Consider the following 25,688-nt stretch of genomic DNA (forward strand, 5'->3'; position numbering starts at 1 on the left):
GCGGGAGGCGGGGATACTTGACGGTGGCGGCCCTGGCCTTCACCCGTTAAGGAGGGCGCTACCTCCTCGTCCCGACACCTCCGAACCGACAGCATGCGAAAGACCCACCGTCCCCTGACCACCGTCGCCCTGGCCTTGAGCCTCTTCATGGCGGCGCTGGAGATGACCGTCGTTTCCACCGCCATGCCCACGGTGGTCAGTGAGCTGGGCGGGCTGCAGAGCTACGCCTGGGTCTTCACCGCGTACATGCTGTCCTCCACCGTCACCGTGCCCATCTACGGGAAGCTGGCGGACCTCTATGGCCGCAAGCCCGTGCTGCTCTTCGGCATCGGCCTGTTCCTCGCTGGCTCCATCCTCAGTGGTCTGTCCACGTCGATGAACATGCTGATTGCCTTCCGCACGCTGCAGGGCTTGGGGGCGGGAGCGATGCAGCCCGTGGCACTCACCATCATCGGAGACCTCTACACGCTGGAGCAGCGGGCGAAGGTGCAGGGTGTCTTCAGCGGGGTGTGGGGCCTGGCGGGGCTGGTGGGCCCGCTCACCGGTGGCCTCATCGTGAAGTACCTCACCTGGCACTGGGTCTTCTTCATCAACGTCCCGGTGGGGTTGGGCGCCCTCGCGCTGCTGGTGGTCTTCTTCCACGAGCAGGTGCAGCACAAGCCGCAGAAGCTGGACTATGCGGGCGCGGCGCTGCTCTCGGCCGGAGTGGTGGCGCTGCTCTTTGGCGTGCAGGGACTCGGCCGGAATCTGCTGGCGCTGCCGGTAGGGATCGTACTGCTCGTCGCCTTCGTGCTGGTGGAGCGCAAGGTGGCCGAGCCCGTCATCCCCATGTCCATCTTCAAGATTCCCGCCATTGCCATCTCCTCGGTAGCGGGTGCGCTCTTCTCCGCGGCGATGTTCGGTGCCACCACCTACGTGCCGCTGTACGTGCAGGGCGTGCTGGGCGGCTCGGCCACGCTGGCCGGTGGGATGATCACCCCGATGATCGTCGGCTGGCCCGTGGCGAGCCTGTTCGCGGGGCGGCTGTTGCTCAAGACGGGCTTCCGCCCGCTCATCGTCGGAGGGCTGGGGCTGACGGTGATTGGCACGGGGGCGATGGCGCTGTTGCTCAAGCCGCAGTCATCCTTGCTGATTCCAGAGCTGGCGATGGCGCTGTTTGGCATTGGCCTGGGCTTCACCGCCACCGCGCTGCTCATCGCCGTGCAGACCAGCGTGGGCTGGGAGCTGCGCGGGGTGGCGACGGCGAGCCACATGTTCTTCCGCACCATCGGCGGGGCGCTCGGGGTGGGATTGATGGGCGGCGTGGTGGTGTCCCAGCTCCTGAAGGACCCGCGGGTCCCCGTGGCCGCTGCCAACGAGCTGCTTGGCCCCGAGCACGGTCGCGGTCTGCCTCCGGCCGTGTTCCAGGCGCTGAGTGGAGCGCTCGGCACGGGCTTGACGATCAACTTCTGGATCATCTGCGCCGCCTGCGTGGGGGCCTTCACCGCCGGGCTTTTCTTCCCCAGGGTGAAGCGCGGCGAGGGCGTGACCCTCTCTTCCACTGACGCGGCGGCGCCTCACTGAGACGCCCAACGGGGAGCGCTGATTCGAGCCCGCCCCCGCGGTGCGGCCGAGGCAGTGACGGTCCGTGACGATCGTCCGCGCCTCGAGCTTCGCCCGGTCGGAGTGTTTTCCCAACCCGGCCCTGAGGGAAGAAATCACCCCCAGGGCCGGGCACTGCTTCACACATCAGGGATCGAGGGTGGCCGTGATGGACACACCGCTGTAGTCCGCGTAGCCGTACATCATCACGTAGTAGGTGCCCGGGCTGATGACGTAGGTGGCACACGACTCCGTGGTGCCGCCATTGTTGGACTTGCACTCGTAGGTGGACGTGGTCGGCTGGACATCCCGGCTGACATACACGTCCGAGTCCCCAGTGCCGCCAGTGGTCCGCACGGTCAGGAAGTTCTGGCCGGACGGCACGGTGACGCTCCAGTAGCGCACCGAGTCCTTCGCCCCGGACAGTCCGGACACCGTCTGGCCGAGCGTCAGCACACCCGTGGGGGGATTGGGATTCCCGCCGCCGGTGACGTAGTTGCCGCGCAGGGTGGCGTTGGTGAGTGTCTGGCTCGAACCCGCGTTGTAGACGCGCACGTGCCAGGTGCCGGCCGCGGGCGAGTTGATGGTGCACGACTGGCTGTTGTTGCTGGAGCCGCCCATCGTGCCCTTGCAGTCATAGGACGACAGCGTGGGCACGGCTTCGCGCTTCACGTACAGGTGGGCGGTGCTCCCGGAGCCGCCGTAGGTGTTGAAGGTGACGCTGGTGGCCCCCGACGGGACGTAGAGCGTGTAGTCGCATGAGAAGCCCCCCGGCGGCGCGCTCACGCCGTACGTGGGCGAGTTGTTGGTGAGCGGGCTGGTGGATGTGCACCCCGGCTGGCCTTCCGACAGGGTGTAGGTGCCCGTGATGCCCACGCCGGAGAACGTCCCGGTGCCGTACAGGCGTGCGTAGTAGGTCCCGGGGGTCGTCACGGTGACGGAGCAGCTCTCCGTGTTGGTGGAGTAGCTGGATTTGCAGTCGTAGACCGTCTCGGTGGGGGAGGCTTCCCGGCGCACGAACAGGTCGCCGTTGCCGGTGCCTCCGCTAGTGGTGAATTCCACGCGGGTGGCCCCGGTGGGGACATAGAGCTTGTAGATGCAGGACCAGTTGCCCGTGGTCGCGCCCACGCCGACCGCCGGAACGCCGTTGCTCAGGGTGGTGCTGCTGGTGCAGCCACCCGTGCCGGCAGGCGTGGACGTCGCCCTCAGGCTCAGGCCGCTGAACGCACTGTAGCCATAGAGCTTCACGTAATACGTGCCCGCCTGCGCGCCGGAGATGGCACAGGCCTCCTCGTTGCTGGGGCCCTCGGAATAACAGTCCTTATCTCCCGACGTCGGCTCCGAGCCACGCTTCACGTACAGATCCGCGTCGCCCGAACCGCCGGTGGTGGTGAAGGTGAGGTTGCTGTTCGAAGAAGCGACGGACAGCGTGTACGTGCAGGACCATTCCCCTGTGTCCGCGCTGATGTCGGTGATGGCCACGTTGGGCGTGAGGGCGATGTTGCCGGAGCAGGCGGCCATGGCCTGCACGCGTTCCTCCGGCGGCGGTCCCTTCTTCGCCACCGGGGCTTGTTCGCCGGCCTCGGGGGTGGGCTCCGCTGCCGCCTCCGGGCCCTGTTCCAGCTCCGCGCCGCAGCCCGTCAGGACACACGTCAGCCACGTCGCGGCCAAAGCCTTCCATGCAAGACGTTTCAATTTGTTCCTCATTTCGTGAGAATGTGTTTCATCCGGGGCGGCGAAAGCCTGTCGTCACTGGCCGCCGGATGATGCGAAAGCTATCAAGCGTGTCTGACATTCCGGCTGGGCGAGTAGAGATGTGCGATGCGTCCGAGCGCTTCGATGGCCCCGCGGCGCTCCTGCGTCATCGCCACCGGCGGCTTCTTGTCCACCGCGAAAGCGAATGTGACCGCCAAGGCGATCGGGTAAGAGACTGCACTCGAGGAGACTCAGATGCCGAAGACGATGACGCTGTCCCAGGTAATGAAGAAGCTCGAGGACCAGGGCGACGAGAAGGTGCGCCAGCGCTACGTGCGCGATGGCGCGGGCGACAACGTTTTCGGCGTGCTGCTCGGCAAGATCCGCAGCCTCGCAGAGGCGCTCGGGACGAACCACGGGCTCGGCCTGGAGCTGTGGGCGACGGGCAACCACGAGGCACGCATCCTCGCGTGCATGCTGCTCGATCCCGCGGCGCTCACCGAGAAGGAGGCGCGCGCGCTCCTCGAGCCGCTCTCGAACCCGACCCTGGTCGACGAGCTCGTCGGACGTGTGCTCGTGCATGCGCCCATCGCCGAGGCGCTGCAGGTGCGATGGATGGACGGCAGCAAGGAGCTTCCCCTCCGCGCTGGGTGGAGGCTCCTCGCCGGGCGCATCGCGCGCGGGCTCGCGAAGGACCTCGACGTCCGCGCGACGCTCGCGCGCATCGAGCGTGAGTTGCCGCCCGCACCGTACCGGGTGAAGGAGGGCATCAACTTCTGTCTCGTCTGGATCGGCATCCACCTGCCCGCGTACACCGCGGAGGCCATCGCGATCGGCGAGCGCCTCGGCCGGTGGGACCCGCGACCGATCCCGAAGGGCTGCACGTCGAGCTACGCGCCGGAGTGGATCGCGGCGTCGCTCGCGCTGCGTCGAGGCGAGAAGACCGCGGCACGAAAGACGATGGAGGCGGCTGCAAAGGCGAAGGCCGCTCCTGTCAGGAAGAAGAGCGCCAGGAAGAGGCCAGCTGCCCCGAAGAGGGCGCGCTGACATCGCGCGCCAGGCTCGGCAGGACTTCGGCTGGCTCAGAGGCTGGAGGCACAAGGTGGCGCGAGCTCTTCGAGGGCGGAGCCGTGACGCTCTCGTGCTATACGGAGAGAGACGCGCCCCCCAGTCGGAGGCTCCCTGTGAGGAACGGGCTCTCTTCAGAAGTCCAACTCCCGGCGCCGTTCCCCTTACGTGCACTGGATGCGAAGGCTCACCTCGTTGATGTGGACCCGGCACATGAAGAGATAGAGGGTCCCGACGTCCCCCCATTCGGCGTCCACCATGGGACTGGGGGACAGTTGCACCAGCAATTCCATCCCCTGGCCACACGTCCCGCAGTCCGGGGTTTCATCCGGGCCGTTGACCCAATGGGGGTAGCCGCCCAACGCCAGGCCTCGGTTGCGCGTGTGCGGATGGCTCAGGTCCTCCGCCCGTTGCAACTCCCCCGCGGCACGCTCGACGACGTCCCAATTGGCCCAAGCCTCGCGGGAGCCGCTGGTGCCCGGCACCGCCGCCCAGAGTTCAGGGCAGTGCCGCTCGAAGCCCACCGCATCCGGTAACGAGAGGCCCAACCGGGCACGGACAAAATGCTGGGTGAAGGGAGCTGCCCGCGAGCGGAGCACGATCGCTTCCTGCTCCGCCGCATGCGGGTAGGCGCGTACACACCAGGACCGGGCTGGCCCCTGCTCCTTACCCCAGGGATGGCACTCCCAACAGTAGAAGAAGGTGATGAATGCCACCTCCAGCCGGGGCTCGTGGAGCGCGTCATGGCGGTAGTCCACCTGGCATACGAAGCGCAGGGCCCCGTGGCAGCGGCCGCAACGGGGCCATCTCTCGCCCCTGAGTGCGGTCGGCCTGCCGCCGAATTGCGTGCGGAACTTCCTCTCTGGCTTCTGCGCGCGGGCTGCCGGCAACAAGAGCGTGCGCTGGCGCAGCAGAGGCGTGAGCCAACGGACCACATCGGTTCTGTCGAGGGGGGGCTGCATGTCTCGCCAAGGTGCCTGCCGCACCCTGGTCCTGGCAAGGCTCCAGGCGGTTAAAGGTTCTCCTGGAAGTGGCGTATCAGCCTCGCCCAGACCCGCTCGCTCATGAGGGGGTCGGCGAGCATGTGCGTGGAGCCGCTCAGCGGCAGCACCTCGTGAGGCTTGCCGGCGCGGAACAATGCATCGGAGAGCTTCAGCGTGTGCGAGAAGAAGACGTTGTCGTCGAAGGTGCCGTGGACAAGCAGCAGCTTGCCGATGGGCTTGTCCTCCTTCGCGAAGGTGAGCAGGGAGTTCTTCTCGTAGGCCTCCGGGTGTTCCGCTGGCAGTCCAAGGTAGCGCTCGGAGAGGTAGCTGTCGTAGTCACGCCAGTCCACCACCGGGGCACCGGCGAACGCGGCCTTGAAGACGTCCGGGCGCGAGAGCGCCGCGAGCGCGGACATGTACCCGCCGTGGCTCCATCCTTCGATGCCCACGCGCGTGAGGTCCATCTCCGGCACCTCGGCGGCGAGCGCCTGAAGCGCGGCGATCTGATCGTCGAGTACGTCGGCGAAGCCAAACTTGATCTTCCGCTCCCACGCCCGGCCGCGCAGCGCCGTTCCGCGGCCGTCGAGCTTCACCACGAGGAAGCCGTGGTCCGCCATCCATTGTGCGGTGAGGTTCATCGCCATGCTCTGCTGAACCATCGGATAGGCGGCCCCGTAGATCTCGACGATGACCGGCAGCTTCACGCCCGGCTTGAAGTTCCGGGGCCGGATGAGCGCGGTCCAGAACCGCTCGGGCCCGACCTGCCGCAGCTCGAGCCGGGGCTGGTACGGAGGCTCGCGCGCAACCGAAGGAAGCTCGCCGAGGCGCGTCCCGTCGGACCGATGGACGTATACCCGGCGCAGGCTCGTGGGACCTTCGGTCGTGACGACGATCAAGCCGCCCCGGGCGGAGACGACCGCCCTTTCGAGCGCGGGGCCGCCCGAGGTGACGCGCTCGGGCTCACCGCCGCCCTTGACCCGCCACAGGTACCGCTCGGTCGGGTTCGGCCCGCCCAGGAAGTACAGGATGTCTTCCTTCGGCTGATAGTTCACCAGCATCTGGAAGCCGGCGCCCGGCTTCACCAGCGACCGCGCCAGGCTTCCGTCGGCGCGGCGGAGCTCCACTTCCGAGGCCCCGTTGCGCTCGGTGGACCAGAGAAAGCCGCTGCCGTCCTCCAACCATTCGGGGAAGCCCTGGTCCAGCTGGAGCCACGCGTCGTCCCTCTCGACGAGGAGCGGGCGCGTCTGGCCTGTCCGCGGGTCCGCCGCGAGGAGCACCTCTTCCGTCTGCGCGCGGTTCTGGACCAGCAAGGTGAGCGGGCCCGCCTTCGGCCACTTCACCGTTGCCATGTAGGGGTACTTCTCCGCGTCCCACCTGACTTCCTTCGCCGGGCCACCCGCCACCGGCACGACGAAGAGCCGCACCTTCGCGTTCGGCTTGCCGGGCCGCGGGTACGCGAACGGTTGGGCGCCCTGCTCGAGTCTCGCCGGGTCGGCGAGGTTGAGCTTCTCGACGCCGGACGTATCGGCCTCTTCGTAGGCGATATGCTTCGCGTCGGGGCTCCACCAGTAGCCGGTGAAGCGGTACATCTCTTCCTGCGCCACGAACTCGGCAAGGCCGTGCGTCCGCTCGGGAGTACCGCCACGCGTGACCTGGCGCTCTTTGTTGGTGGTGAGCTCGATGCGGAACACGTCGTTGTCGCGGACGTAGGCGACCTGCTTGCCGTCGGGCGAGAACCGCGGATCGATGACCCCCGCGCCCGCGTTGAGCTGGGTGACCTTCCCGGAGCTGCGCTCGACGACATAGAGCTTGCCCGAGAGCGTGAGCAGCACCTTCTGCCCATCGTTGGAGAGCGCATACGAGGTGAAGCCCCGGCCTGAGACGCGCATGCGCTCGCGGCGCGCCTTCTCCTCGGGGGACAATGTCTCCTCCGCGCCAGCGATGACACTCTCTGGCGTGAGCAGCTCGCGGGTTCCTCCGGTGGCGACGTCGAATGCGAACAACGAGCTCACGCCCGACGCCGGGGGGCTTCGGAGGAAGAGCACCGTCTCTTCGCCGGGTGTGATCCCCACCGCCATCGGCCGGCCAAGGTTGAAGTTGCGCGTCTCCGCGAGCTGCCGGAGAAGGGTGTCGGATTCGGATGGAGCGGCAGCGCTCACCATCGCGACCGCGGCTAGCAACTGGAGCATATGGAGCACCTCGTCCGGCCGAGTCTGGCTGTCATTCCGGTGAAACACCCGCGGATTCGTATCTCGGAGCTCCTCGAATCGCCGGGCGCTGTCATGGCATCATCGCGGCCACTTCCATCCCCCGGAGACACCCTATGCAGAGCAGGCGGAGCTTCCTTTGGGCTGCAGCACCCCTCGCGGTTCTGACATGTCTTCTGGGAGGAGCCCTGTCTGGGTGTGGAGGGACGGACGTTTCAGCGGACCTCGGCGAGCCGCTGGGAGATCGGTCCGTCGCCCTCTCCTATCCAGAGGGGAGCAGCAGGACGGTGACCTCGCGGCGCGTTGTCTACAAGGACTCCTCTGGCAGCTACCAGGCCGCGGCGGGGTTCGAGGCCTTCCGAGCGGCCGGGGCCCCGGACAGCGACCTGTTCGCCATCCGCATTGCCGAGGTGGACGCGCCGAGCGTGCGCAACGCCCTGGTGGTGATGTCCGCGGGGCAGAAGATCTCGAGCAGCGGCCACATGAGCGGGGTGACGGGCCAGGCCTCGAACTGGGATGACACGTGCGGTGATGTCTCGTGCCCCAATGTGACCCTGGATGGGCGCTCGCTCGCGATGAAGCTGCGCCACCAGGGCTGGCTCCCCGCGGCCACGACGTGGATGGCGGTGGTGAACGACAACAACTTCGATCACCTGTCCGACAGCGGCACGAAGCAGCAGCTCGTGAATGGCTTCGTGCAATGGCTGCAGGCCCAGGTGCGGCCGGAGACGCGCTCCATCTACCTGGCAGGGAGCTCGCGAGGAGGATGTCTGGTGATGCTCATGGCCCAACAGCTTCGCAACAACCCGAGCCTCGATGGGATTGAGCTCTACGTCTCCTCATTCGATGGGGTGTGCAAGTACACCCAGGGAGAGCTGGGCACCACCGGGGACAAGATCAACAACCCGGTGCGGCCGTCCTTCACGTCCTACGGTGGCTGGGCCACGGACCTCTCCGCGCAGTTCCCGCGCCGGGCCCGGCTTCACATCTTCCACATCGCGGGAGGCGAGGAGGTGGCTCCTCTCACGGGCATCCGCGCGTTCTCGGCGTACTCGGGCACGCCGCCCAAGACGGGCTCGAACCTCGACTGGGGTTGGTACAAGCAGAACTGGGTGAAGTGGAAGCACAAGGAGATCGGCAATCCCTACACGGAGCCCTCCTCCTCGGAGCGAGCCCAGGCGGTGTCGGAGACGCTGGACGCGCAGCTCACGTGGCTCGACGGGTGGTTTTGAGCAGGCGGGGTGTCAGCCTTTAGGGGGGCCACCAGAAGTGTATGTTTTGGGGCCATATGCCATTGAGGCCGATCTGGTGAGCTGCTCCCGAGCACGCTGACGCGTCAATGACACGTCAATGGCGTGTCAGCCGGAGCTCGGTGGAGGGAGCTCCCGAGGAATCCCAGGCATTTCCGAACTGGCATGGGCCGTGCTGTCTGGCGGGATGTCTCAGCTACCGCGCTGACTCGGAGAGGGAAGGCCCCATGCAAAAGCCGAGCGGGTCCTTTGTCGCTCTCCGAGCTCCATGAGGGTTCGACCTTGTCCGCACATCCCGTCGTTGTTCCCGAAAGGCACATGAAGCAGGAGTCCCGAGCTTCTCAGTCCCTTCATCCAGAAAGATGGCGCCTGACGCGAGCCGAAGGAGGGTTGTGCCTGGAGGGGAAGCCGCTCTCGAGCCTCGTGGAGCGCTGGGGGAGCCCTCTCTTCGTCGTCCACGCCGACCAGCTCGCCGAGAACGTCCGGCGCTTCCAGCAGGTGCCGCCGGGCCAGCAGCGGGGTGTCGAGGTCTTCTATTCCTACAAGACCAATCCGATCCCTGCCGTGCTCCAGAGGCTGTCGCAGCTCGGCGTCGGAGCCGAGGTGGTCTCTCCGTACGAGCTGTGGCTCGCCATGCGGCTCGGGGTCGCGCCCGGAAGGATCATCTACAATGGCCCGGGCAAGACGCCGAGTGTCGCGCGCACGCTCGTCCAGAGCGATCTCCTGCTCACCAACCTGAATCATCGCGAGGAGATCGCGCTCGTCGCACAGGCCGCCGCGGAGCTTGGCAAGCGGCCCACTGTGGGCCTGCGCGTGGCCACCTCCGATAGCTGGTCGGGCAAGTTCGGCATCCCGATCGCTGGAGGGCAGGCGCTGGCGGCCTACGAGGAGGCGCTGTCTCATCCCTCCCTCCGGGTCGTTGGGTTGCACGCGCACCGGGGCGTGGCCATCGAGGATGCCGATACCCTGGAGCGCTTCGTTCGAGAGGTGCTGGAGTTCTGCGACGCGCTCCACGCCCGGCTCGGGCTCGACGTGGAATTGCTCGACCTCGGCGGGAGCCTGGCGGTCCCCACGGTCCTGCCGCTCAACGACTCGCCTCTCCCTCTCGCCGAGCGGGTCAGCCGCAGGCTCTCGATCGACGGCTACCTCTCGCTGCTCGTCGAGCGGGTCGAGGACCACTTCCGTCGCGCCGGCCGTCCGGCACCTCGCATCCTGCTGGAGCCCGGACGCGCGATGACCGGGAACACCCAGATGCTGCTGTGCCGGGTCAGCAGCCTCAACGCGGCCGGAGAGGGGCCCGCGCACGCGATCCTGGACGCCGGCGAGAACATCGCCCACATCCTGCACCGCGAGTATCACGAGATCTTCCACGCCGAGCGATGGGGCGAGTCCCCGAGCGAGACGTACACCCTCGACGGCCCCACCTGCAGCCCGATGGACCGCCTGCGGACCACGATCGATCTCCCGCGGCTGCGGCTTGGAGACACGCTCGCGATCATGGACGCGGGTGCCTATCTGGTCTCCTTCTCGAACTCCTTCTGCTTCCCGCAGCCGGGCATCGTGGTCCTGGACCAGGGCCGCGAGACGCTCGTCCGTCGCGCGGAGACCTACGAGGACATGATCGCCAGGGATCTCCACGCGAACGAGGCCTCCCGATGAGGGCTCATGCGCGGTTCACGTATCCGCCGCGGGATGAGCCGTCCTGCGTGTTGCGTGGTGATGCCGTCGAGCTCTCGCTCGGGCGCGTCGAGGTGACGTATCTCGCGCCCGGGGAGCCGCCGCGGCTCTCCGTCGCCGGGCAGCCGCTGTCGATCGAGAACGCGCTGCCGGCCATGGACACGGCGGCGTTCGCCCTGGCCGCGGGTTCGGACAGCATCCTGATCTCGGATCGCGACGCGAGGCTGGCGATGCTCGTCCCACGTGACGGCTCGTCACTGCGGGAGGCGCGGGTCCCGCTCTATGTCACGGGTCCGGATCCCAGGCACGAGGGCCAGTTCCGCGTGAGGGTCCACGGCGCGCCGGTTCCCTCGGGCGTGATGTACGTCGCGCAAGCCTTCGGGCACACGACGGGCTGGGTCCCGGCCGTGCACGGAGCCCTCGCCAGGCTCCCGGACCCGGTGCCGTTCACCGCGGCGATCCGGCGGCAGGAGGACGCGGCATCCGCGCTCCGGAAGGCCGAGAACCCGGCGGGGCTCCACGTGGTTCCGCTCCATTACAGCGACTCGGAGTCGGCGACGATCACGCCCGCGGATGTCTCCAACGTCTCGCGCCCGGCGCTGCTGAACCGCGAGGCGGCCCTCCTGTGGATCGCGGACAACCGCGAGCTCGCCCGGGCCAGCGCGGGCGCGGCCGCCATCGTGAACGACTGCCGGCCGGAGACCTGGATCCTGCACCAGCTCGCCGAGCATGCGCGGCGGAAGGAAGTCCCCCTCCATGCAGTGCGGTATGCGTTCGAGGAGTTCGAGTGGCTCAGGCGGCTGGCGCGACAGGCCCGGTCGACGACGGTGGCACCGGGGCTGGTCGAGCTCCTGGTCGCGTCCGCACCAGCGATCCACACGCGGCGCGAGCTCGAGGACGCGCTGAGCGCATCGGGGATCGATCCGCGGCGCAACCCCTCGGTCGACTTCGAGGCCGCGAGCCGGGAGCTCATGGCTGGCGTGCCGGAGAGCGGCACGATCTGGTATCAGGCCGTCAACTGGCGTGACTGGCAGTCGCTGGAATCGGGCAAGCGGCCCTACGTGGTCATCCCGCCGCTCGGCCAGGCCAGCGTGCTCTCTCCGGAAGAGGCTGCGGTGCGGGCCGGAGCCCTCCTGGCCCGATACTCGCCGGCGCTCCAGCACCTCTTCACCCCGCGGGATCCGCGCGGCGTCGTGCTCGTGTCGCAGGGCAACGGCTTCTCCGCCTATAGCCGCCGGCACTGGAGCGCGATGCTGGCGTTGGCGGCACAGATGGAGGAGACGCACTTCTTGCTCGCGGGTGGGAGCGCGGAGGATCGAGCGTGGCTGTCGCTCGAGCTCGAGCGCTCGCGGCTCGCGAACGTGACGCTGCTCGGATGGATCAACGAGGACTGGAGCACGTTCCTCCGGGCTCTCAGTGCCAAGCCACGGGCGACCTTCGTCTGCCGCCCGGGCCTGAGCAGCATCGGCGCCGCGCTCGTGAACGGCATCCCTCCGCTCCTCATGTCGCCTGATCCGCTGGAGGGGCCGGATGGAGCCGTGGACGCGATCGCCGCGGAGGTGGCCATGGAGCGCGCGGTCTACGCGTTCCAGCTCGAGCGGCTGTATGCCACCCGGTGCACCACGCACCGGGATTCGCCGCTGCCGATCCTCGTCGACACACTCGGCGGCGATCTGGAGCGGGCGCTGGCCACGCTGCGCCGTGCGGTGGATCCAGCCGTCCAGCTGCTCCAGCGGGAGGCGATCAACGGGTACTGCAACTGGTCGCGTGTCGCCCATCTCATCGCGAGCGTGCTCGCGCGTGAGGCGGTCTCCGGCGCGCTGCCGATCCAGCTCAAGCGCCAGGTGCGTGACCAGGAACTCTCGGTTCAGCGCGAGCCGTCCGGCGCGCACCCTCCTTCCATACAGCACGTCACGGCCGCGAGCGCAGAAGCGCAGGTGTGAGCCCCAACCGAAGCACGTGAGGACCATGATGCCCCAGCGTTTTATCCCCCCTCGAGACGCCTACGAACTACGACTATCGCGAATCTGGGCGGACATCCTGCACAGAGACTCCCTCGGAATCGGGATGAAGGATGACTTTTTCGAGCTCGGCGGCGACCGTGGTACGGCGGAGGCCGTCCGCGCCGCGACCGTGGCTCAGTTCGACAGCCCGCTCTCGATGGAGACGTTCCTCGAGGAGCCGACGATCGAGCGCATCGGCTGCCACCTGCGCGCGCGCTCGAGGAAGCTCAACGAGCAGACCGTTGTCCCGCTCCAGCCGCACGGCTCGAAGCGCCCCTTCTTCTTCCTGCCGGGAGGAGAGGGGAGCGTGCTCAACTACTACGCGCTGGCGCGCTGGATGGCGCCGGATCAGCCCGTCTACGGCCTCCAGACGCGAGGGCTCCATGGCGCTCGCCCCCCGTTCGATCGCGTCGAGGACATGGCGGCCGACCACATTGAGTCCATGCGTGCGGTGCAGCCGCGCGGACCCTACCTCCTTGGGGGCCACTGCTCCGGCGGCATGGTCGCGCTGGAGATGGCCCTGCAGCTGCAGCGCCGCGGGGAACAGGTGGCCGTGCTTGCCGTGTGCGACGCCTGGTCGCCCGCCAACGCCCGTCTCCGCCTGCCGAACGAGACCTTCCTGGACGACCTCGTCGAGTTCTACTCCATCATCGCGGCTGGCTCCCGGTACTGGTTCGATGTGGACATCGGGCTGAAGAGCGACGACATGCGCGCCCTCGAGCCGCGACAGCGAATCGCGCACTTCATGGACCTCTCCAGGAAGCACGGTGCCTATACGCCGGACGAGCCCGACGAGCGCATCGAGCGCATCCTGGCGCTCTTTCGCAGCGTCAGCTATTCCGGCTACGAGCCGGCGGAGCGCTTCCATGGCCCGATCACCTTCCTGCGCGCGCTCGACAGCAAGTTCTGCGAGACGCTCACCGAGGGGTGGGAGGACGTCTCGATGAGGCCGCTGCGCCTGCGCATGGTCCCGGGCAACCATGTCTCGCTGCTGACCGAGCCGCACGTGAAGGTGGTGGCGAACGAGATCCGCATCGCCATCGCGGAGGCGCAGGTGTCATGAGCGGGCTCTCCTCCTCACGCCGAAACATCATAATGCATGTTGGCGCCCTCGCCGACGGCCAGGCAGCCTCGGGCTACGAGCTTCCCGGCGGTCGGCCCGTCAATCTCGTTCTGCGTGGCGCACGGCAGCGCGATCTGCCCCCCGACCTCCCACACCGACGCGTCCGGCACGAAGCGGGCCGATGCACGGCGCGCGGCGTACTCGCGGATGCGCGCCCGCTCGACCTCCTTGACCTGCTTGAGGAGCGCGAGATCGATGCCCGCCTCGTCGACGAGATGGCCCGAGGAGTCCGAGCAGGCGATGGGGTGGGGGTGGAGCTGGCGCGGCAAACCGCGCCAGCTCCAGTTCCAGAACTCTCAGCTTGGAAACGCTCGCCCTGTGTTGGCTGCTGTTACCAGGTGCCGGTATTGAACTGTTCGCGGCCACTGGTGTTGTAGGCGCACCATTTCTTGGGACCCGTCACAGGCTTGAAGAAATGCGTGATGCGAATCGTGCCGAGCTCCGATGTGCGCGTTTCTGACTTGACGTAATCGTAATAGTTCTGGGACGCAATGAAGTCCTTGGTCTTGCACTGGGCACGCGAAGGGATTGTGGCCGCCGCCAGAGCACTGGTCGGCGCGATGGTCACCAGTGCGCCCGCCACAGCAGCGCCGGCGAGTAGGGTCTTGATCTTGTGCAACATGATGCCCTCCAATGGTTTGTCAGGTGATCATTTTGCAATCATGTGTGTCGTCGATGTGGACGAGCAGGGAGGCGTCACCTCCACGTCTCGGCAACAGGACGGCATGCTTCGTGAGGCATTGTTCGAATCACGTCATGAGGCAGCTCCTTGTCATGGCTTCCTCCACGCGGCATTCCCGCCAGGGGTGAAGTGGGTTCGCCGTGGTCGTGACGGCCAAGATCACGCCGTGCCGGTTGCTCGTGAGTCAGGCGAACGCCGCTGCGCCCTTCTTCTCGTCGTCGCTGCGTGCATGCGGGGAACCGTCTAGCGGGACGGCTTCACCCAATGCTTCTGCACGCCGAAAGGCGAAGGAGGTTGCGGTTCCTGTGGATAGAGCTGGCGCGGCGAAAGTGTGACTCGCGGGGGACCCGCCGGAGGCCCTCCCAGCCGAACGGCCAGGGCTTGCTCAACCCCCCTCTGGGCACACGCCGGCCCAAGCGGTCCGCGTCGACCTTGCGGGCTCCCGAGACGACGACGCTCACCGCCTCGTACAGGAGTCCTGCTGAGGCTAGCGGCGATGCTGGTCAGTCGATGAGCCCATGGGCTCGGAACATCCGCTCCAGGATGTAGCGGATGACCGGTTGCTTGCGCTGGTTGTAGTCCATCACCATGCCGCCCTCCGCGTTGATCTGCTCCGCCGACGCGAACTTCGCCGCGGCGTACTGCTCGCGATCCTCCGGGTGGGCGATGAGCCAGTCCCGCAGCATGCGGTGCCGGATGGCCTCCGGGCAATCGGGGCTCCAGATGTGGATGTTCGCGGGCGGCGAGTCGCTGCGGGCGAACCGGTGCTCGTGGAAGACCGGCTCCCGGAACAGCACAGGGAAGCCTGCGGCCTCCAGGGCCGGGCGGTAGGCGGCCTCGTCCCTCGAGTCGGGAACGGTGAGGTCGATGTCGATGATCGGCTTGGCGGGCAGGCCCGGCACCGAGGTGGAGCCGACGTGCTCGATCGAGAGGGCGACGTCGCCGAGCGCAGCGTGGATGCGCGCGGCGAGCTCCTCGAATGCATCGGGCCAGGCCGGGTCGTACGGCACCACCTCGATGTGCTCGCTCTTCGGCGAGGGAGCGAGGTACTCGACGCCGTTCGGGTCGTACTCGTGGTTGCGGACGATCTCTGCTGCGCTGGCCATGGCGGCCGAGTGTAACGAGGGGCCCGAACCCCTGTCAGCTTCGGGTGGGATTCCGCGTCCAGGGGGGCGGCTTGGACGCGGAGGAACACGCCATGTGCCGATACGGTCTCTATGGCCCCTACAAGGAACATCGGGCCTGCTTCGACTGTCGCAAGAGTTTCAAGTGGCCGCGCGATGCGCATCGACCTCCACCCGAAGGTGTTCCGCCCGAGGTGAAGTGCCCTCAGTGTGGCGGTCCCATGGTTGACCTGGGCCTGGACTTCAAACCGCCGCCCCAGCGTAGCGTGCGTCAGTGGGAGAAGGTTCGTGTCCTCTACGCCCATGGGTACGAGTATCGCTCGTGTGGGGACGGTGGGCCCGGGTACCGTCCCCGGACGCTGAGCGAGGTGCCCGCGTTCCTCGCCCGCCAGCCGCCTCGCTCCCAGGGTGAGGCCCTGCTGCGGCGCATCGCCCAGAGACGTCGCGGCTCATGAGGAGCATGAGCTGCCCGGTCGCTCCATAGAAGTGTGTCCACCCGCCACGCCACCCGTTCGAGCTTCATCCGCCACACCTCAAGAGGAGAAACGCCATGGGCTATCGCGTCGAAAAACCCACGGACATGTTCGAGTCCGTCCGCTACAACATCAAGACCACTCCCGAAGTCCGCGCGGCGATGCAGAGGAAGGTCAAGGAACTCGCCGCACACATCGAGGAGCGCGAAGCACGGATGCGGCGCATCCGCGACGAGTACCAGATCGACGCCGAGCGTCTCGCCGCCCTCATCATCCAGTACCAGAACAACGACTCGGGCTTCGTCTCCTACCAGGCCCAGGGCGACTCCAAGCGCGACGTCGTCGTCCCCGCCGGGGTGATTGCGAACATCATCCGCGAGAGGGAGATGATCGACTCGGAACGCGGGCAGATCCGCAAGATGGAGCTCATTCTGCGCAACCTCCCCGACACGGAGCTCTACAACGACCCGAAGACGGGCGAGGTCAAGTCCCGCCAGCCCCTGCACGAGCTCACCGATGAAGAGCTCGAATTCCTCGGATTCTGACCGCGGTGGAGCCCGGCGCGGTGCGGATGGCCAGGGATGGCACTCCCAACAGTAGAAGAAGCGGTCGTTCCTGGGAGGGCGCCTGGGCAGGCGTGTGCCCAAAGGGGGCTGGCTGGCGGGCGATGGTGATGCGCTTGGCCCAGGAGGTCTGCTGCTGGGGTGGGGGAGTGGTCATGGGCCTCACCGGTTCAGGGCGAGGCACACCATACCTGGAGGTGGGCCGTGTGCGCTGGCCGGGTGCCGCATCCCCTCCCAAGCGCACAGCTCGCGGGTGCCCACGATGAGGAAGAGCAGGGAGTCCCCCTCGAACTGGTCGACACGCAGCCGACGGCGCCAGTCGGCGAGATCCACGAGTGAGGGTGTGGGAGCTGTCTCCGGGTGCGTGTGCCACTCTCCGAGGTAGTGACATGTGCCTCCCGAGTCGAGCCACCGGGCATCAATCACCTTCTGATGGCTCGCCTGACTCCGATGGAAAGCCAGGCGCAGACGGCGATCCTCCTGCACGGGGACCGTCACCTCGTCGATGATGATGTCACGGCAGCCGACGATGTGGCGGCCGAGAAGCACACCGCCTGCCTCTGTACTGTCTGCGTCCAGCTGCCGGAACAGAAGCAGCTGTGCGAGCGCTGTGGGAGCAACCTTCACCAGGCCGCCACCCGCGCGGCGGAAGAGCAGCCCCTCCTCCATCATCACTCTCCACATACCGGGCAGTTCTCGCACCGATAGAGGAGCCGCTCCGCCTCCAGCTGGTCGGGCTCGGTCTTGTAACGATGGGTGACCGTGTACCCAGCCTGCTCGAATGCCCGTCTGTCTCCTTTCCACGACAACAGAGGTGCCTCCTCGACCTCACCCCTCAGCACCCGTAGCGCGAGGCGTGCCGCCAGTTCGGCGGTGCGCAGGGCATCGAGATCCGCGAAGGGCAGGTGTTGGCTCCCACAGCCGAGCGTGTCGTGCGTATAGGTCACGTCCGGAGAGGCGAAGGCGGCTCGATTCTCCAGAGGCCCGCCCACGTTGGGGCGTTGATGGATGCACTCCAGGCAACCGCGAGCCAGCCCTTGTGAGCCGCGCACATGCGTCAGGAGTACATGGCCGCCCAGACCCAGTGGCTCCACCCAGGCGAAGATGGCTGGAGGGAAACCCGGATCAGACCAGAGCCGCTCGTTCAGGTCGAGCTCGATGGTGGGGTGGCCCAGGGCGGAGATGATCAGGTCGTACGCACGCAACCCGGCGGGGTCATTCTGCAGGAACTGCTCGAGCGCCCCCGCGTGCGGAGTCACTTCGACATATGGGATGAGACGTTCGAGCTCATGCTTGAGACCCAACACCTTGGGCTGTCCTACCTGGGCCATTCCACAGACGTGCCGATAGGTGTTGGCCAGCTCGAAGACATCTTGATCGACCAGCGAGAGCTGACCCACCCCTGCTCGGGCCAGTGCCAACGCGATGTGCCCGCCCACGGCGCCACACCCGGCGAGGAGCACCCGACGCTTCCGGAAGCCGACGCTCGCCCCTCCCCGAGGTGCGAGGAAGGCATGATCGTACCGCAGCAGCTCGACGGGCACGACTTGGGCGTCGGCGTGTTCCTTGGCCAAGGGGTGCCCACCACGGAGTTGTTCCAGGTGGACGCCAATCAGCGCCCGCTCGCCCCGAGGGCGCCGCACTCCGAGCACCACGAGTTGTTGACTCCCCACACGGCGCGCCAGCAGCTTCTCGAGCTTGAGGTGATCCTCCTGCGGCAGTGCACGGATGTACTTTCGGAGACCCGCGAGCGTGCCCAGCTCTTTCGGCTCGAAGTTCGGGTCGACCGCGACCGGGTCGATGGGGATGTATAGGGCTCTCTCGGTGCGCGCGAGCGTTGCCTCATATTGAGGCAGACGCTTGAGGATGACTTTTGGCTCATCGGCGACAGCCAGCAAGTCCCCCAGCACTGTGTAGAGGGCCATGGTGACATACGGATGCTCTCCCGCCCCGATGTCGCAGCCGATGCCGTCGTATCCTCGGAGGGAGAATCGGCTCCAGTAGGCAATGACCTCCTGGGCGAACTCCTGGGCACGGCTGCCCGAGAGCATGTCGCTGAGCATCGCCCGGGCACGAAGCAGCGCCTCGTACGCAACCCCCCAGGGGTCATGACGATCGAGCAGATTGGCTCCCGCCTCGTAGCAAAGCTGACGATCTCCCACCAGGTGGGGGAGCTTGAGATCAGGCTCGACTTTTTCGATGGTGATTTCCGGCAGGCAGCCAGGAAATGTCCGTGGCAGGGTGACACGCAGCCGGAACCGATGGTCCTGGAGGGTCAGATGCCCCGTGAGAGCCACCTGCTCGGCCTGACCCACCTGGGTGCTTCCGGTGGAGGACAGGGGCCCGATTCGCCACTCCTCGAGAACCCCCTTGCTGGCCAGGTCCTCGAGGATCTCCCTGTGCGTCGGTGGAGTCTTCTTTCCGGGAGCAGGGGACATGGGTTCAGGCGGACACGCCACTGGTGGCGATGGCAGGACCGCCGCGCTGCCCCGTGTGCGTCTTGTCAGGGACGGGGAACTTGTCGCCGAAGTGCTTGCTCATCAATTCGCAGGCGACCACCGGGTCTGGCTCGCGGGCCGCCTTGTCCAGGCCTTCCTGGAGCTGAACCAGCCGCTCGCGGAAGGTCGTCAGCTGGCCCGTGGTCATCTTCTCGAAGATGTCCTTATGGGGAGCGACCGGGACCGGTACCGTCAGGCGATAGAGCGGGGAGCCGTCCTGCTTCCAGTCGACCTGGGTGAAGCGGGTGAGCAGCACGTCGACGAAGAGCCGCATCGCCTTGAGGTCATCGCAGTGGGTCGTGTGGGCGAAGGTGTCGTGCGTGACCTGGGGTTGGAACCACTGCCCCGCGGCAACCGTGAGACCGATGCCCGAGGGCGCATTGTTGCCATCCGTCTTGAACTTCTCCGTCTTCCACCGCTTCAGGGCCCGGATGATCCGCAGGAACTGCTCTTGCTTGTCACCATCCGAGAACCGCTTCTCGACCCAGTCTCCCAGCCCTTGGGGATCGGACTCCTCCCACCAACGCTTCTGCTCATCCGCGTCACGCAGTCCCTTGGCCAGGAAGAGCCGCCGCGAGGAGCTCTGAGGGTTGTCATAGGTGTAGATGGCGAGGTCCACGTGGTAACCCTGCTCGCCACCGAGCTTGTAGTAGACGGTGACGCAGGAGCGCCTGATCCTGGCTCCGAGATCCGTGTGATTCTTCAGCGCATCCTCGACCAGCACCTTCAGGTCGACGGGGTTGGGATACTCCGACTTCGCGCGGTTGAAGCGCAGGCCTACGTCGATGTCGTACTCATTCCCTTCCGCCGGCTGGATTCCCGTACCCATCTCGTAGCTGCCCTGGTTGATATGGTCGAACGATGGAATCTGTTTCTGGGCGCGGAGCCGGTCGAGAATCGCATCCCGCTTCTCGCGGAGCATCTTGTTCTCGCCGAACCGCTTGAGCCGGATGGTCTCGTCGAATTGCACGAACTGCTTCTGGATATTGGCCATGTCTATTCTCTCCTTCAGGACTCGTTGAAGAACACCGCGTTCATTTCCCGAGAATGTCGACAGAGGGACGGCCTTCTACCGCGGCCTGGAGGCAAAGCCTCCACCGGTAGCGGGGGGAGTCCCCGGAAGCGAAGTTGTAGACGAAGCACGGAGGCAGCCCGGTTGATGCCAGCTCACGGCCCAACAGGAACGCCACGCTGACGGGCACCGCGGCAAAGATGTGAACGCCGCCGTCGAACGCCCGCTTCCCCGCGATGAACCGGTCGAACGAGGCACGGAGCTTTCTCGCGTACTCCAACGCCTGCTTTTCCTGGCGCACCACGCCGCGGCCGGGCTCGTCGAGCCGGAAGTGCAGATCCAACCGGACCTGGTCATCCGGCAACGCCTCCTGGCAATCCTCCAATTCGACCTCCGACGAGATCGAAATCCGCACTCGCACGGCGGATCCGGTGGAGTGGGGGCGCTGCTCCAGCTTCAGTTCGGGTATTGCCTCGTCCGCGGCCTTCGACCAGGTGAAACGCCCCGACTCGCGGTCGTGTTCGATCACATGCACCGGACGGGTGGTCGTCACGATGTGCCCCGCCAGCGCCGCCAGTGGAATGAGCGGGAAGCCGTAATACAGCAGCGTCGTCCCCTGCTCGGAGAGCGCGCGCTTCAGCCCACCCTCGGGATCCACGAGTGCATTCACCGCGGGCTCCACGTACGCCCACTCGCGGTTCTTCAAGTGCTCCGTCTGATTAATCAACACCTTCCGTGTCCGGCGCCGCGCGAACAGCGCGGGGGCGTCCTCCGCCTCGGGCGCGGAATGGGTCTTGGCATAGGCTTCGTGGCAGAGCAGGACGAGGTCTCCGGCGGGCGCTCCCTCGGACACGACCGGGGCGGGCTCCACCCGGTCGGCGGGCTCCTGGATCCCACGCTGGATCAGTACTCCCGCCGCCTCGGCGCGCATGTACAGGGCAGGGGTGCACCATTCGAACGAGTCACGCACCGTCGACCGCATGGCCAGCCGGCCTTCGGCGACCGCGTCATCGATCGAGGCTCCTTCCGCGAGCCGGGTATAGAACTCCGCTGTGAATGCCATCGCCGCCCGATCGGAGATCGCGAACTGCATGGCGATGACCGCGGCGACTCCCTGGGAGACCAGTGCTCCCGCAACGCTCCCGTGGCCATTGACCGACAGCGTTCCGCCCGCCGACTGACACGCATTGAGGACCACCAACTGCGGAGTGAAGCCACTGAAGCGCTCCGCAACGTCCTGCGCACGCAGCAGGACGGGCTTCCCCTCCTCATCTCGCAGGTAGACCCACCCGATCCCGGTGTCCTCATCCACCTTGCCGTGCCCCATGAAATGAAGCACGTGAGGCTGGAAGGCGCGGAGCCTGCGCCGCAGCTCCAGGTCGGTGGGCAGGTCCAGGGAGTCCCATTGGACACCGGAGATGCTGGACAGAGCTTCGGTGATGCTGTCCTGCTCGGCCTGGTACTGGAGACCGCCACACCCGCGCGCTCCTGCGCGGACCAGCAGTACCCGGAGAGGCGGAGCGAACGTCGGTGGCCGGGGCGGTTGTGTCACATCCAGCCAACGGACGATTGAGAGACGGGGGTCCAACGCCGCGTGGCGAGCCGGGAAGACCTGGGGGATCCGTAAGACATCCCAGGGAAACTCGGCGAGCCACGCGAGTTCGGTGTCATCGAGGTCGAAGTGCAGACAGATGCGCAGACGCTGCTGTTTCTCTTCGGGTGAGAAGAGCACGCTCAGCGATTTCGTCAGGGCGTCGCGCACCCGGCCCTCCGGGAAGATCGCCTCGTACAATTCCTCGCCGAGCCGCGCGAGTTCGCCATCGATCGCCGCGTCATGTGATTTCGATTGCAGCAACGCCGCTTGAATCTGGTGACGCAGCTCCTTCAGGCGAGACACGGTCAGGAGCAGCGGCGTGACCGCGCTGGCGCTGCCGACGTGAGATGAGAGGGCCACCCGGTAGGAATCCTGCCCGTTCTGCGTGAAGCGTAGGTGGACTTCCCTGTAGCTGTTCATGAAGTGCTCCGCGCAAAGCCAGCCGGCTTCAGGACTCGAGTCCTGGCTCGACTTCTTGTGGGATCGTGCCCGAAAAGGTTCGCGACAAATCTTGGGCACGAGCGCGGCCGCGCGCCATCTGAAAGATGTTTACGCGGGAGTGTAAACATCTTTCCCGCAATGACTGACGGGAAATCGCCTCTCTCGTTGCTATTTTGGGGTTGTCATGAACGATCTGAATTCCAGAATCATCGCCGAGACGAACGCGCTCGCCGAGGAGTACAGCCAGAAGTTCAAAGGGGATCCAGAGGGCGAGTTGCGCGCATGGCTCGAGATCGCGGCGCGCCGGGAGGCGCTCGTGTACGAGGTGTATGGCGAAGCGCAGCGCAAGGTGCGCCTGCCCGACCCGGAAAGCGGGGCGGAGCGCGCGGCCTGGGATGCGTTGACGGAGATCTGGCAAGAGGAGGCGGTACACACGGAATGGACACGTGCGCGCCTCACCTCCGGGCTGGTGAGTCTCGGGGGCGGGCCGCTGGCTCCCGCGATGCTTCAGGCCATTGGAACGATCGAGGGGCGGTTGCTGTGCAGCCTTACGCCGGCGCGGCCGACCTTGGGCCAGGCCCTCGCTCAGCTTTTCGTCACGGCTGGAGTCGTGCTCGCCCCGGGCACCGTGCCAGAGTTTGCGCGGGAACTTGGCTCGATGAACGTGCGCGAGTTCTTCGAGCTCGCGGCGACGTTGGAGCTGACCGCGAGGCAGGCCTACCGGCGGATGAGCATCTTGTTGAGCTCGCTCCGGGCGAAGCGGGAGGAACCCTCCGTGCAACTTCAAGGGCTCCAGCGCGAGTTGCATCGCGCGTACCTCGACGAGGACTTTCACCAGAGGGCCTTCCTCCGGATGACTGGCTGGATGAACGCCGCCGGACGGTTCAAGCGCGGGTTGAGCGAGCGGGAGTGCGTCCAGCAGATATGTGATCTGCTGCCACTGGCGCCGGAGCCCATCCGGGGGACCGAGCCTCGCGGAAATTCAACCTACGTGGTGACGGACGGGGGGATTGGCGCGCTCGCCAAGCGGCACGGCATCGAACTCGTGGTGGTTCCGGAGGAGTAGTCCATGTTCAACGCGAACAGTGAATGGCTGGACAGGATGCGGAGCGTCGGTGACCCCGGTGTGGACGCGCTGATCGCCGAGCACGTCGCGACTCGGGGTCCGGAGTCGCTGGAGCTCTTGCTGCGGGATTTGTTTCGAACCCAGCGGATGCCCGAGGCCGATCCATTGGTGCGTAGCTACCTGGAAGTGCTGCCACGGATCGAACTCGTAGACCGGGAAGTGATCGCCAGAGGGCAGGACCTCTTCGGTCTCTATGGACCGGAGGTGCTCATGATCCTGGGCTCCTATTCCCTGCCACTGGCCTACGCCGCGGGCCACGGCGTCCAGGTGGTCTATCGCTCACGCCGGCTGAAGGACGAGCCCATCCGCCGTCTCTGCGACACGGCGCAGATGGTCGTGAATGTCATGCAGCCCGGTGAATTGGAGGAGGGTGGGGTGGGTTGGCTCGCGGCGCGCAAGGTCCGGCTGATTCATGCGCTCGTGCGACGGCGGGTCCAGTTGGATGCCGCCCATCCCTGGCGTGCGGAGTGGGGGTTGCCGATCAATCAGGAGGACCAGGCTGGAACGTTGCTGTCCTTCTCCATCGCCACCCTCCAAGGGCTCAGGAGGATGGGGGCGAGGGTGACATCGGAGGAGGCGGACGCGTACATCACGGCGTGGTCCGCGGTGGGGCGTCTCCTCGGAGTGGACCCCTCGCTCCTGCCCCCGAGCGAGAAGGAGGCAGCCCTCCTGGCCCTGCGGATAGGTGCGCGCCAGGTCCGGCCCACGCCGGAAGGACGTCAACTGACGGCGCAGTTGCTGAACTCAGTGCAAACGCTGTTCCCTGTCGCGGGGTATGCCACGAGCCTTACCCATTTCTTTCTCCAGGATACGGTCTTTGGAAAGAACGTGGCCGAGGCGCTGGATCTCCCGAAGGCGAACTGGACGAGGTGGTTCGTGATGGTCAGGGCGGCCGAGAAGCGGACGATCCTGAGCTTGCTGGACTGGGTTCCGGGGGCGCGGCGGCGCCGCAGCTGGGTGGCCAGGCAGTTCGCCCAGCGCATGATTCTCCACAAGCGCCCGGATGGGGGTTCTCCCTTCGAGGTGCCGCCGGCCTTCAGGGGGCGTTGGGGCCTGCATATGGATCGGTAGCGCCGTTGCGTCAGTCTGCTTTGGCGCGAATCGCACCACGGCAGACTTCCAGCAGCTCCTTCCGGCTGCGGACGCCCAGCCTCTTCTTCGCCCGTCCCACGAGCCCGCGCACCGTCGAGTGAGAGATCCCCAAGTCGTAGGCGATCTGCTTGTCGTGGTGCCCGAGCAGGGCGTACCCGACAATCACCTTCTCCCGTTTGCTCAACAGCGCCGGACCGGTTGCGGTGGGCTCGTTCTGGCGGGCGACGATGTAGCGCTCGCCGTTCTGCTCGATCTGGTCAACCAGCGACCAGCGCCCGGCCACGAGCGCCTTCCTGATCTCCAGGGATTTCTCCGGGTCCTTTCTCCGGAGGGGCCCCCGCGACTTCTCGAGCATCAGCACCGCGTGCCGCAAAAGGTCGCGGGCTTTCTCGCTTCGCGCCTCCCCGGTCGCGTCGTGGAGCTTGCCGCTGGGGTCGAAGATGGCTTCGAGGTCTGCGTCGGCCCGCCCTGACGGGAGCCCCTTCAGCGCGTGTCGCAAGCGAACGGCGGTGGAAAGGTGCGCGGCGATACGTCCCCATTGCAGCACCTGCGCCGCCGACGCCCGGGTGAGCCGCGACTGGCCCGCGTGAAATCCACAGCCTCGTCCGGACGGCTCGGCGGCGGTGATCCAGAAGGAGTCGTACATCCCGAACTTCTGGGCGTACTGCTTCATGTGCGGCTCATCCAGGAACCCCCGCCGCTTTCCCATCATCTGGCTGCCGGTGATGCAGGGCCCCATGCGGAAGGGCCGTTGGCGGATTTCGGGAGCCATGGTCTGGAAGATGGTCGGGTAGATCGCCGCGAGCTTGTCCGGAATGCCCAGGTGGCACCGTTGCACCACCTCTGGCAGGCCATCTCCCGGCCGGTAGAACTCGAAGGCGGCCACTCCGAAACCGTCATCGAGATGAGGAAGCACCGCCTCCGCAAGCCCCGTCAACCACGAGGCGTCCTCCAACTCCACGCGGTAGGCGGCCTCCACGATGCTCAGTAGATCAGCTTTTTTGGCCATGCGACTGCCCCTTGGCAGACCTCGAGCATACGACAAGTCAGCGTGGCTTGACCCAAGTGGGGATCGCCATCGTCGGTGGTGTTGAGTACGTCCGTCTTCTGCTCACGGATGGGGAGAGGCGAGGAAGGACTCGACGCTGGTGGCCTGGGCGGCCTTGAAGGCGATGCACAGGTCCACGGACTCCAACACCTGGGCGAGCATCCGGGTTCCTCCCGGCGCGCGGGCCATGCACTCGGTGAAGAAGTCAGCGACGTCCTGGCGGTGGGTGGGATCGCAGTACTTGGCGGCCACCCGCGCCATCTTCTCAGGAGCAGGATGTACGTCTCGCGCAGGTCCACGCCGAGCTCCAGCAACAGCTTCAGGTGAAGACATGGGCCAGAGCGGTGCGAGCGCGGACTGGCGGGCGGGCTTCCAGCGCATGTCCGAGGATGTCGCGCATGGACGCGTCCGCGCCATCTTCTCGCCGGGTCACCTTGCTGCTCACCCG

The 25,688-nt window shown here is 66.6% G+C and carries 23 protein-coding genes; 10 read left to right on the plus strand and 13 right to left on the minus strand.

The window, feature by feature from the left end; all coding sequences use genetic code 11:
* Positions 1–93: 93 nt before the first annotated feature.
* Entirely contained in the window at positions 94–1,563 is a 1,470-nt protein-coding gene (locus tag OV287_RS25350; RefSeq protein WP_267536613.1) for an MDR family MFS transporter, read from the plus strand.
* 165 nt (positions 1,564–1,728) lie between these two features.
* Here OV287_RS25350 and OV287_RS56230 read toward each other — a convergent pair whose 3' ends face one another.
* Positions 1,729–3,276, minus strand: coding sequence for a PPC domain-containing protein (locus OV287_RS56230; RefSeq protein WP_308809741.1), 1,548 nt, complete (start codon positions 3,274–3,276; stop codon positions 1,729–1,731).
* 255 nt (positions 3,277–3,531) lie between these two features.
* Here OV287_RS56230 and OV287_RS25365 point away from each other — a divergent pair, with 255 nt between their 5' ends.
* Complete coding sequence (locus tag OV287_RS25365) at positions 3,532–4,323, plus strand: DNA alkylation repair protein (RefSeq protein WP_267536614.1); 792 nt, start codon at positions 3,532–3,534, stop codon at positions 4,321–4,323.
* A gap of 185 nt (positions 4,324–4,508) precedes the next feature.
* Here OV287_RS25365 and OV287_RS25370 read toward each other — a convergent pair whose 3' ends face one another.
* Both OV287_RS25370 and OV287_RS25375 read right to left on the minus strand, forming a co-directional pair.
* Positions 4,509–5,306 (minus strand): DUF1963 domain-containing protein, encoded by a 798-nt coding sequence (locus OV287_RS25370; RefSeq protein WP_267536615.1) that lies wholly within the window; start codon positions 5,304–5,306, stop codon positions 4,509–4,511.
* Positions 5,307–5,356: 50 nt separating this feature from the next.
* Complete coding sequence (locus OV287_RS25375; RefSeq protein ID WP_267536616.1) at positions 5,357–7,516, minus strand: S9 family peptidase; 2,160 nt, start codon at positions 7,514–7,516, stop codon at positions 5,357–5,359.
* A gap of 305 nt (positions 7,517–7,821) precedes the next feature.
* Here OV287_RS25375 and OV287_RS25380 point away from each other — a divergent pair, with 305 nt between their 5' ends.
* The 4 genes from OV287_RS25380 to OV287_RS25395 all read left to right on the plus strand — a co-directional run bounded on the left by OV287_RS25380 (position 7,822) and on the right by OV287_RS25395 (position 13,527).
* Positions 7,822–8,766 (plus strand): hypothetical protein, encoded by a 945-nt coding sequence (locus tag OV287_RS25380; protein WP_267536617.1) that lies wholly within the window; start codon positions 7,822–7,824, stop codon positions 8,764–8,766.
* Positions 8,767–9,174: 408 nt separating this feature from the next.
* Entirely contained in the window at positions 9,175–10,443 is a 1,269-nt protein-coding gene (locus OV287_RS25385; protein ID WP_267536618.1) for a diaminopimelate decarboxylase family protein, read from the plus strand.
* A gap of 47 nt (positions 10,444–10,490) precedes the next feature.
* A complete protein-coding gene (locus OV287_RS25390) occupies positions 10,491–12,404 on the plus strand; it encodes a hypothetical protein (RefSeq protein WP_267536619.1) in 1,914 nt (637 codons plus the stop codon).
* A 28-nt stretch (positions 12,405–12,432) separates the two neighbouring features.
* Complete coding sequence (locus tag OV287_RS25395) at positions 12,433–13,527, plus strand: thioesterase domain-containing protein (protein ID WP_267542415.1); 1,095 nt, start codon at positions 12,433–12,435, stop codon at positions 13,525–13,527.
* A gap of 14 nt (positions 13,528–13,541) precedes the next feature.
* Here OV287_RS25395 and OV287_RS25400 read toward each other — a convergent pair whose 3' ends face one another.
* From OV287_RS25400 to OV287_RS25410, 3 genes are all read right to left on the minus strand, one after another.
* Entirely contained in the window at positions 13,542–13,856 is a 315-nt protein-coding gene (locus tag OV287_RS25400) for a dehydrogenase family protein (RefSeq protein ID WP_267536620.1), read from the minus strand.
* Between the two features lie 62 nt (positions 13,857–13,918).
* Positions 13,919–14,209, minus strand: a complete 291-nt coding sequence (locus tag OV287_RS25405) for a hypothetical protein (RefSeq protein WP_267536621.1) — start codon at positions 14,207–14,209, stop codon at positions 13,919–13,921.
* A gap of 563 nt (positions 14,210–14,772) precedes the next feature.
* Positions 14,773–15,375, minus strand: coding sequence for a GrpB family protein (locus tag OV287_RS25410; protein ID WP_267536622.1), 603 nt, complete (start codon positions 15,373–15,375; stop codon positions 14,773–14,775).
* A 239-nt stretch (positions 15,376–15,614) separates the two neighbouring features.
* Between OV287_RS25410 and OV287_RS25415 the strand changes: the two genes are divergently transcribed.
* On the plus strand, positions 15,615–15,848 hold the full coding sequence (locus OV287_RS25415) for a hypothetical protein (protein ID WP_267536623.1): 234 nt from the start codon (positions 15,615–15,617) through the stop codon (positions 15,846–15,848).
* 95 nt (positions 15,849–15,943) lie between these two features.
* Entirely contained in the window at positions 15,944–16,411 is a 468-nt protein-coding gene (locus OV287_RS25420) for a hypothetical protein (protein ID WP_267536624.1), read from the plus strand.
* Between the two features lie 180 nt (positions 16,412–16,591).
* Here the strand turns inward: OV287_RS25420 and OV287_RS25425 are convergent, their stop codons facing one another.
* Genes OV287_RS25425 through OV287_RS25440 form a run of 4 tightly spaced genes read right to left on the minus strand, consistent with a single transcriptional unit; the run spans position 16,592 to position 21,953 of the window.
* Positions 16,592–17,101, minus strand: a complete 510-nt coding sequence (locus tag OV287_RS25425; protein ID WP_267536625.1) for a Mov34/MPN/PAD-1 family protein — start codon at positions 17,099–17,101, stop codon at positions 16,592–16,594.
* Positions 17,101–18,867: a ThiF family adenylyltransferase gene (locus tag OV287_RS25430; RefSeq protein ID WP_267536626.1), complete on the minus strand. Its 1,767-nt coding sequence runs from the start codon at positions 18,865–18,867 to the stop codon at positions 17,101–17,103. Before OV287_RS25430 ends, OV287_RS25425 begins: the two co-directional genes overlap by 1 nt.
* 4 nt (positions 18,868–18,871) lie before the next feature.
* Positions 18,872–19,921, minus strand: coding sequence for a nucleotidyltransferase domain-containing protein (locus OV287_RS25435; RefSeq protein ID WP_267536627.1), 1,050 nt, complete (start codon positions 19,919–19,921; stop codon positions 18,872–18,874).
* Positions 19,922–19,961: 40 nt separating this feature from the next.
* On the minus strand, positions 19,962–21,953 hold the full coding sequence (locus OV287_RS25440; RefSeq protein WP_267536628.1) for a CHAT domain-containing protein: 1,992 nt from the start codon (positions 21,951–21,953) through the stop codon (positions 19,962–19,964).
* 205 nt (positions 21,954–22,158) lie between these two features.
* Between OV287_RS25440 and OV287_RS25445 the strand changes: the two genes are divergently transcribed.
* Both OV287_RS25445 and OV287_RS25450 read left to right on the plus strand, forming a co-directional pair.
* A complete protein-coding gene (locus OV287_RS25445) occupies positions 22,159–23,040 on the plus strand; it encodes a hypothetical protein (protein ID WP_267536629.1) in 882 nt (293 codons plus the stop codon).
* Between the two features lie 3 nt (positions 23,041–23,043).
* On the plus strand, positions 23,044–24,171 hold the full coding sequence (locus OV287_RS25450) for an oxygenase MpaB family protein (RefSeq protein WP_267536630.1): 1,128 nt from the start codon (positions 23,044–23,046) through the stop codon (positions 24,169–24,171).
* Between the two features lie 10 nt (positions 24,172–24,181).
* Here OV287_RS25450 and OV287_RS25455 read toward each other — a convergent pair whose 3' ends face one another.
* The 3 genes from OV287_RS25455 to OV287_RS25465 all read right to left on the minus strand — a co-directional run bounded on the left by OV287_RS25455 (position 24,182) and on the right by OV287_RS25465 (position 25,685).
* The gene (locus OV287_RS25455) at positions 24,182–25,201 is read right to left on the minus strand and encodes a helix-turn-helix transcriptional regulator (RefSeq protein WP_267536631.1); all 1,020 of its coding nucleotides are present in this window, start codon (positions 25,199–25,201) and stop codon (positions 24,182–24,184) included.
* 102 nt (positions 25,202–25,303) lie between these two features.
* The gene (locus OV287_RS25460; RefSeq protein WP_267536632.1) at positions 25,304–25,492 is read right to left on the minus strand and encodes a hypothetical protein; all 189 of its coding nucleotides are present in this window, start codon (positions 25,490–25,492) and stop codon (positions 25,304–25,306) included.
* Positions 25,493–25,559: 67 nt separating this feature from the next.
* Positions 25,560–25,685, minus strand: a complete 126-nt coding sequence (locus OV287_RS25465; protein WP_267536633.1) for a hypothetical protein — start codon at positions 25,683–25,685, stop codon at positions 25,560–25,562.
* Between the last annotated feature and the right edge of the window lie 3 nt (positions 25,686–25,688).

Source organism: Archangium lansingense, from assembly GCF_026626635.1.
In the GTDB taxonomy this organism is placed as follows: domain Bacteria; phylum Myxococcota; class Myxococcia; order Myxococcales; family Myxococcaceae; genus Archangium; species Archangium lansingense.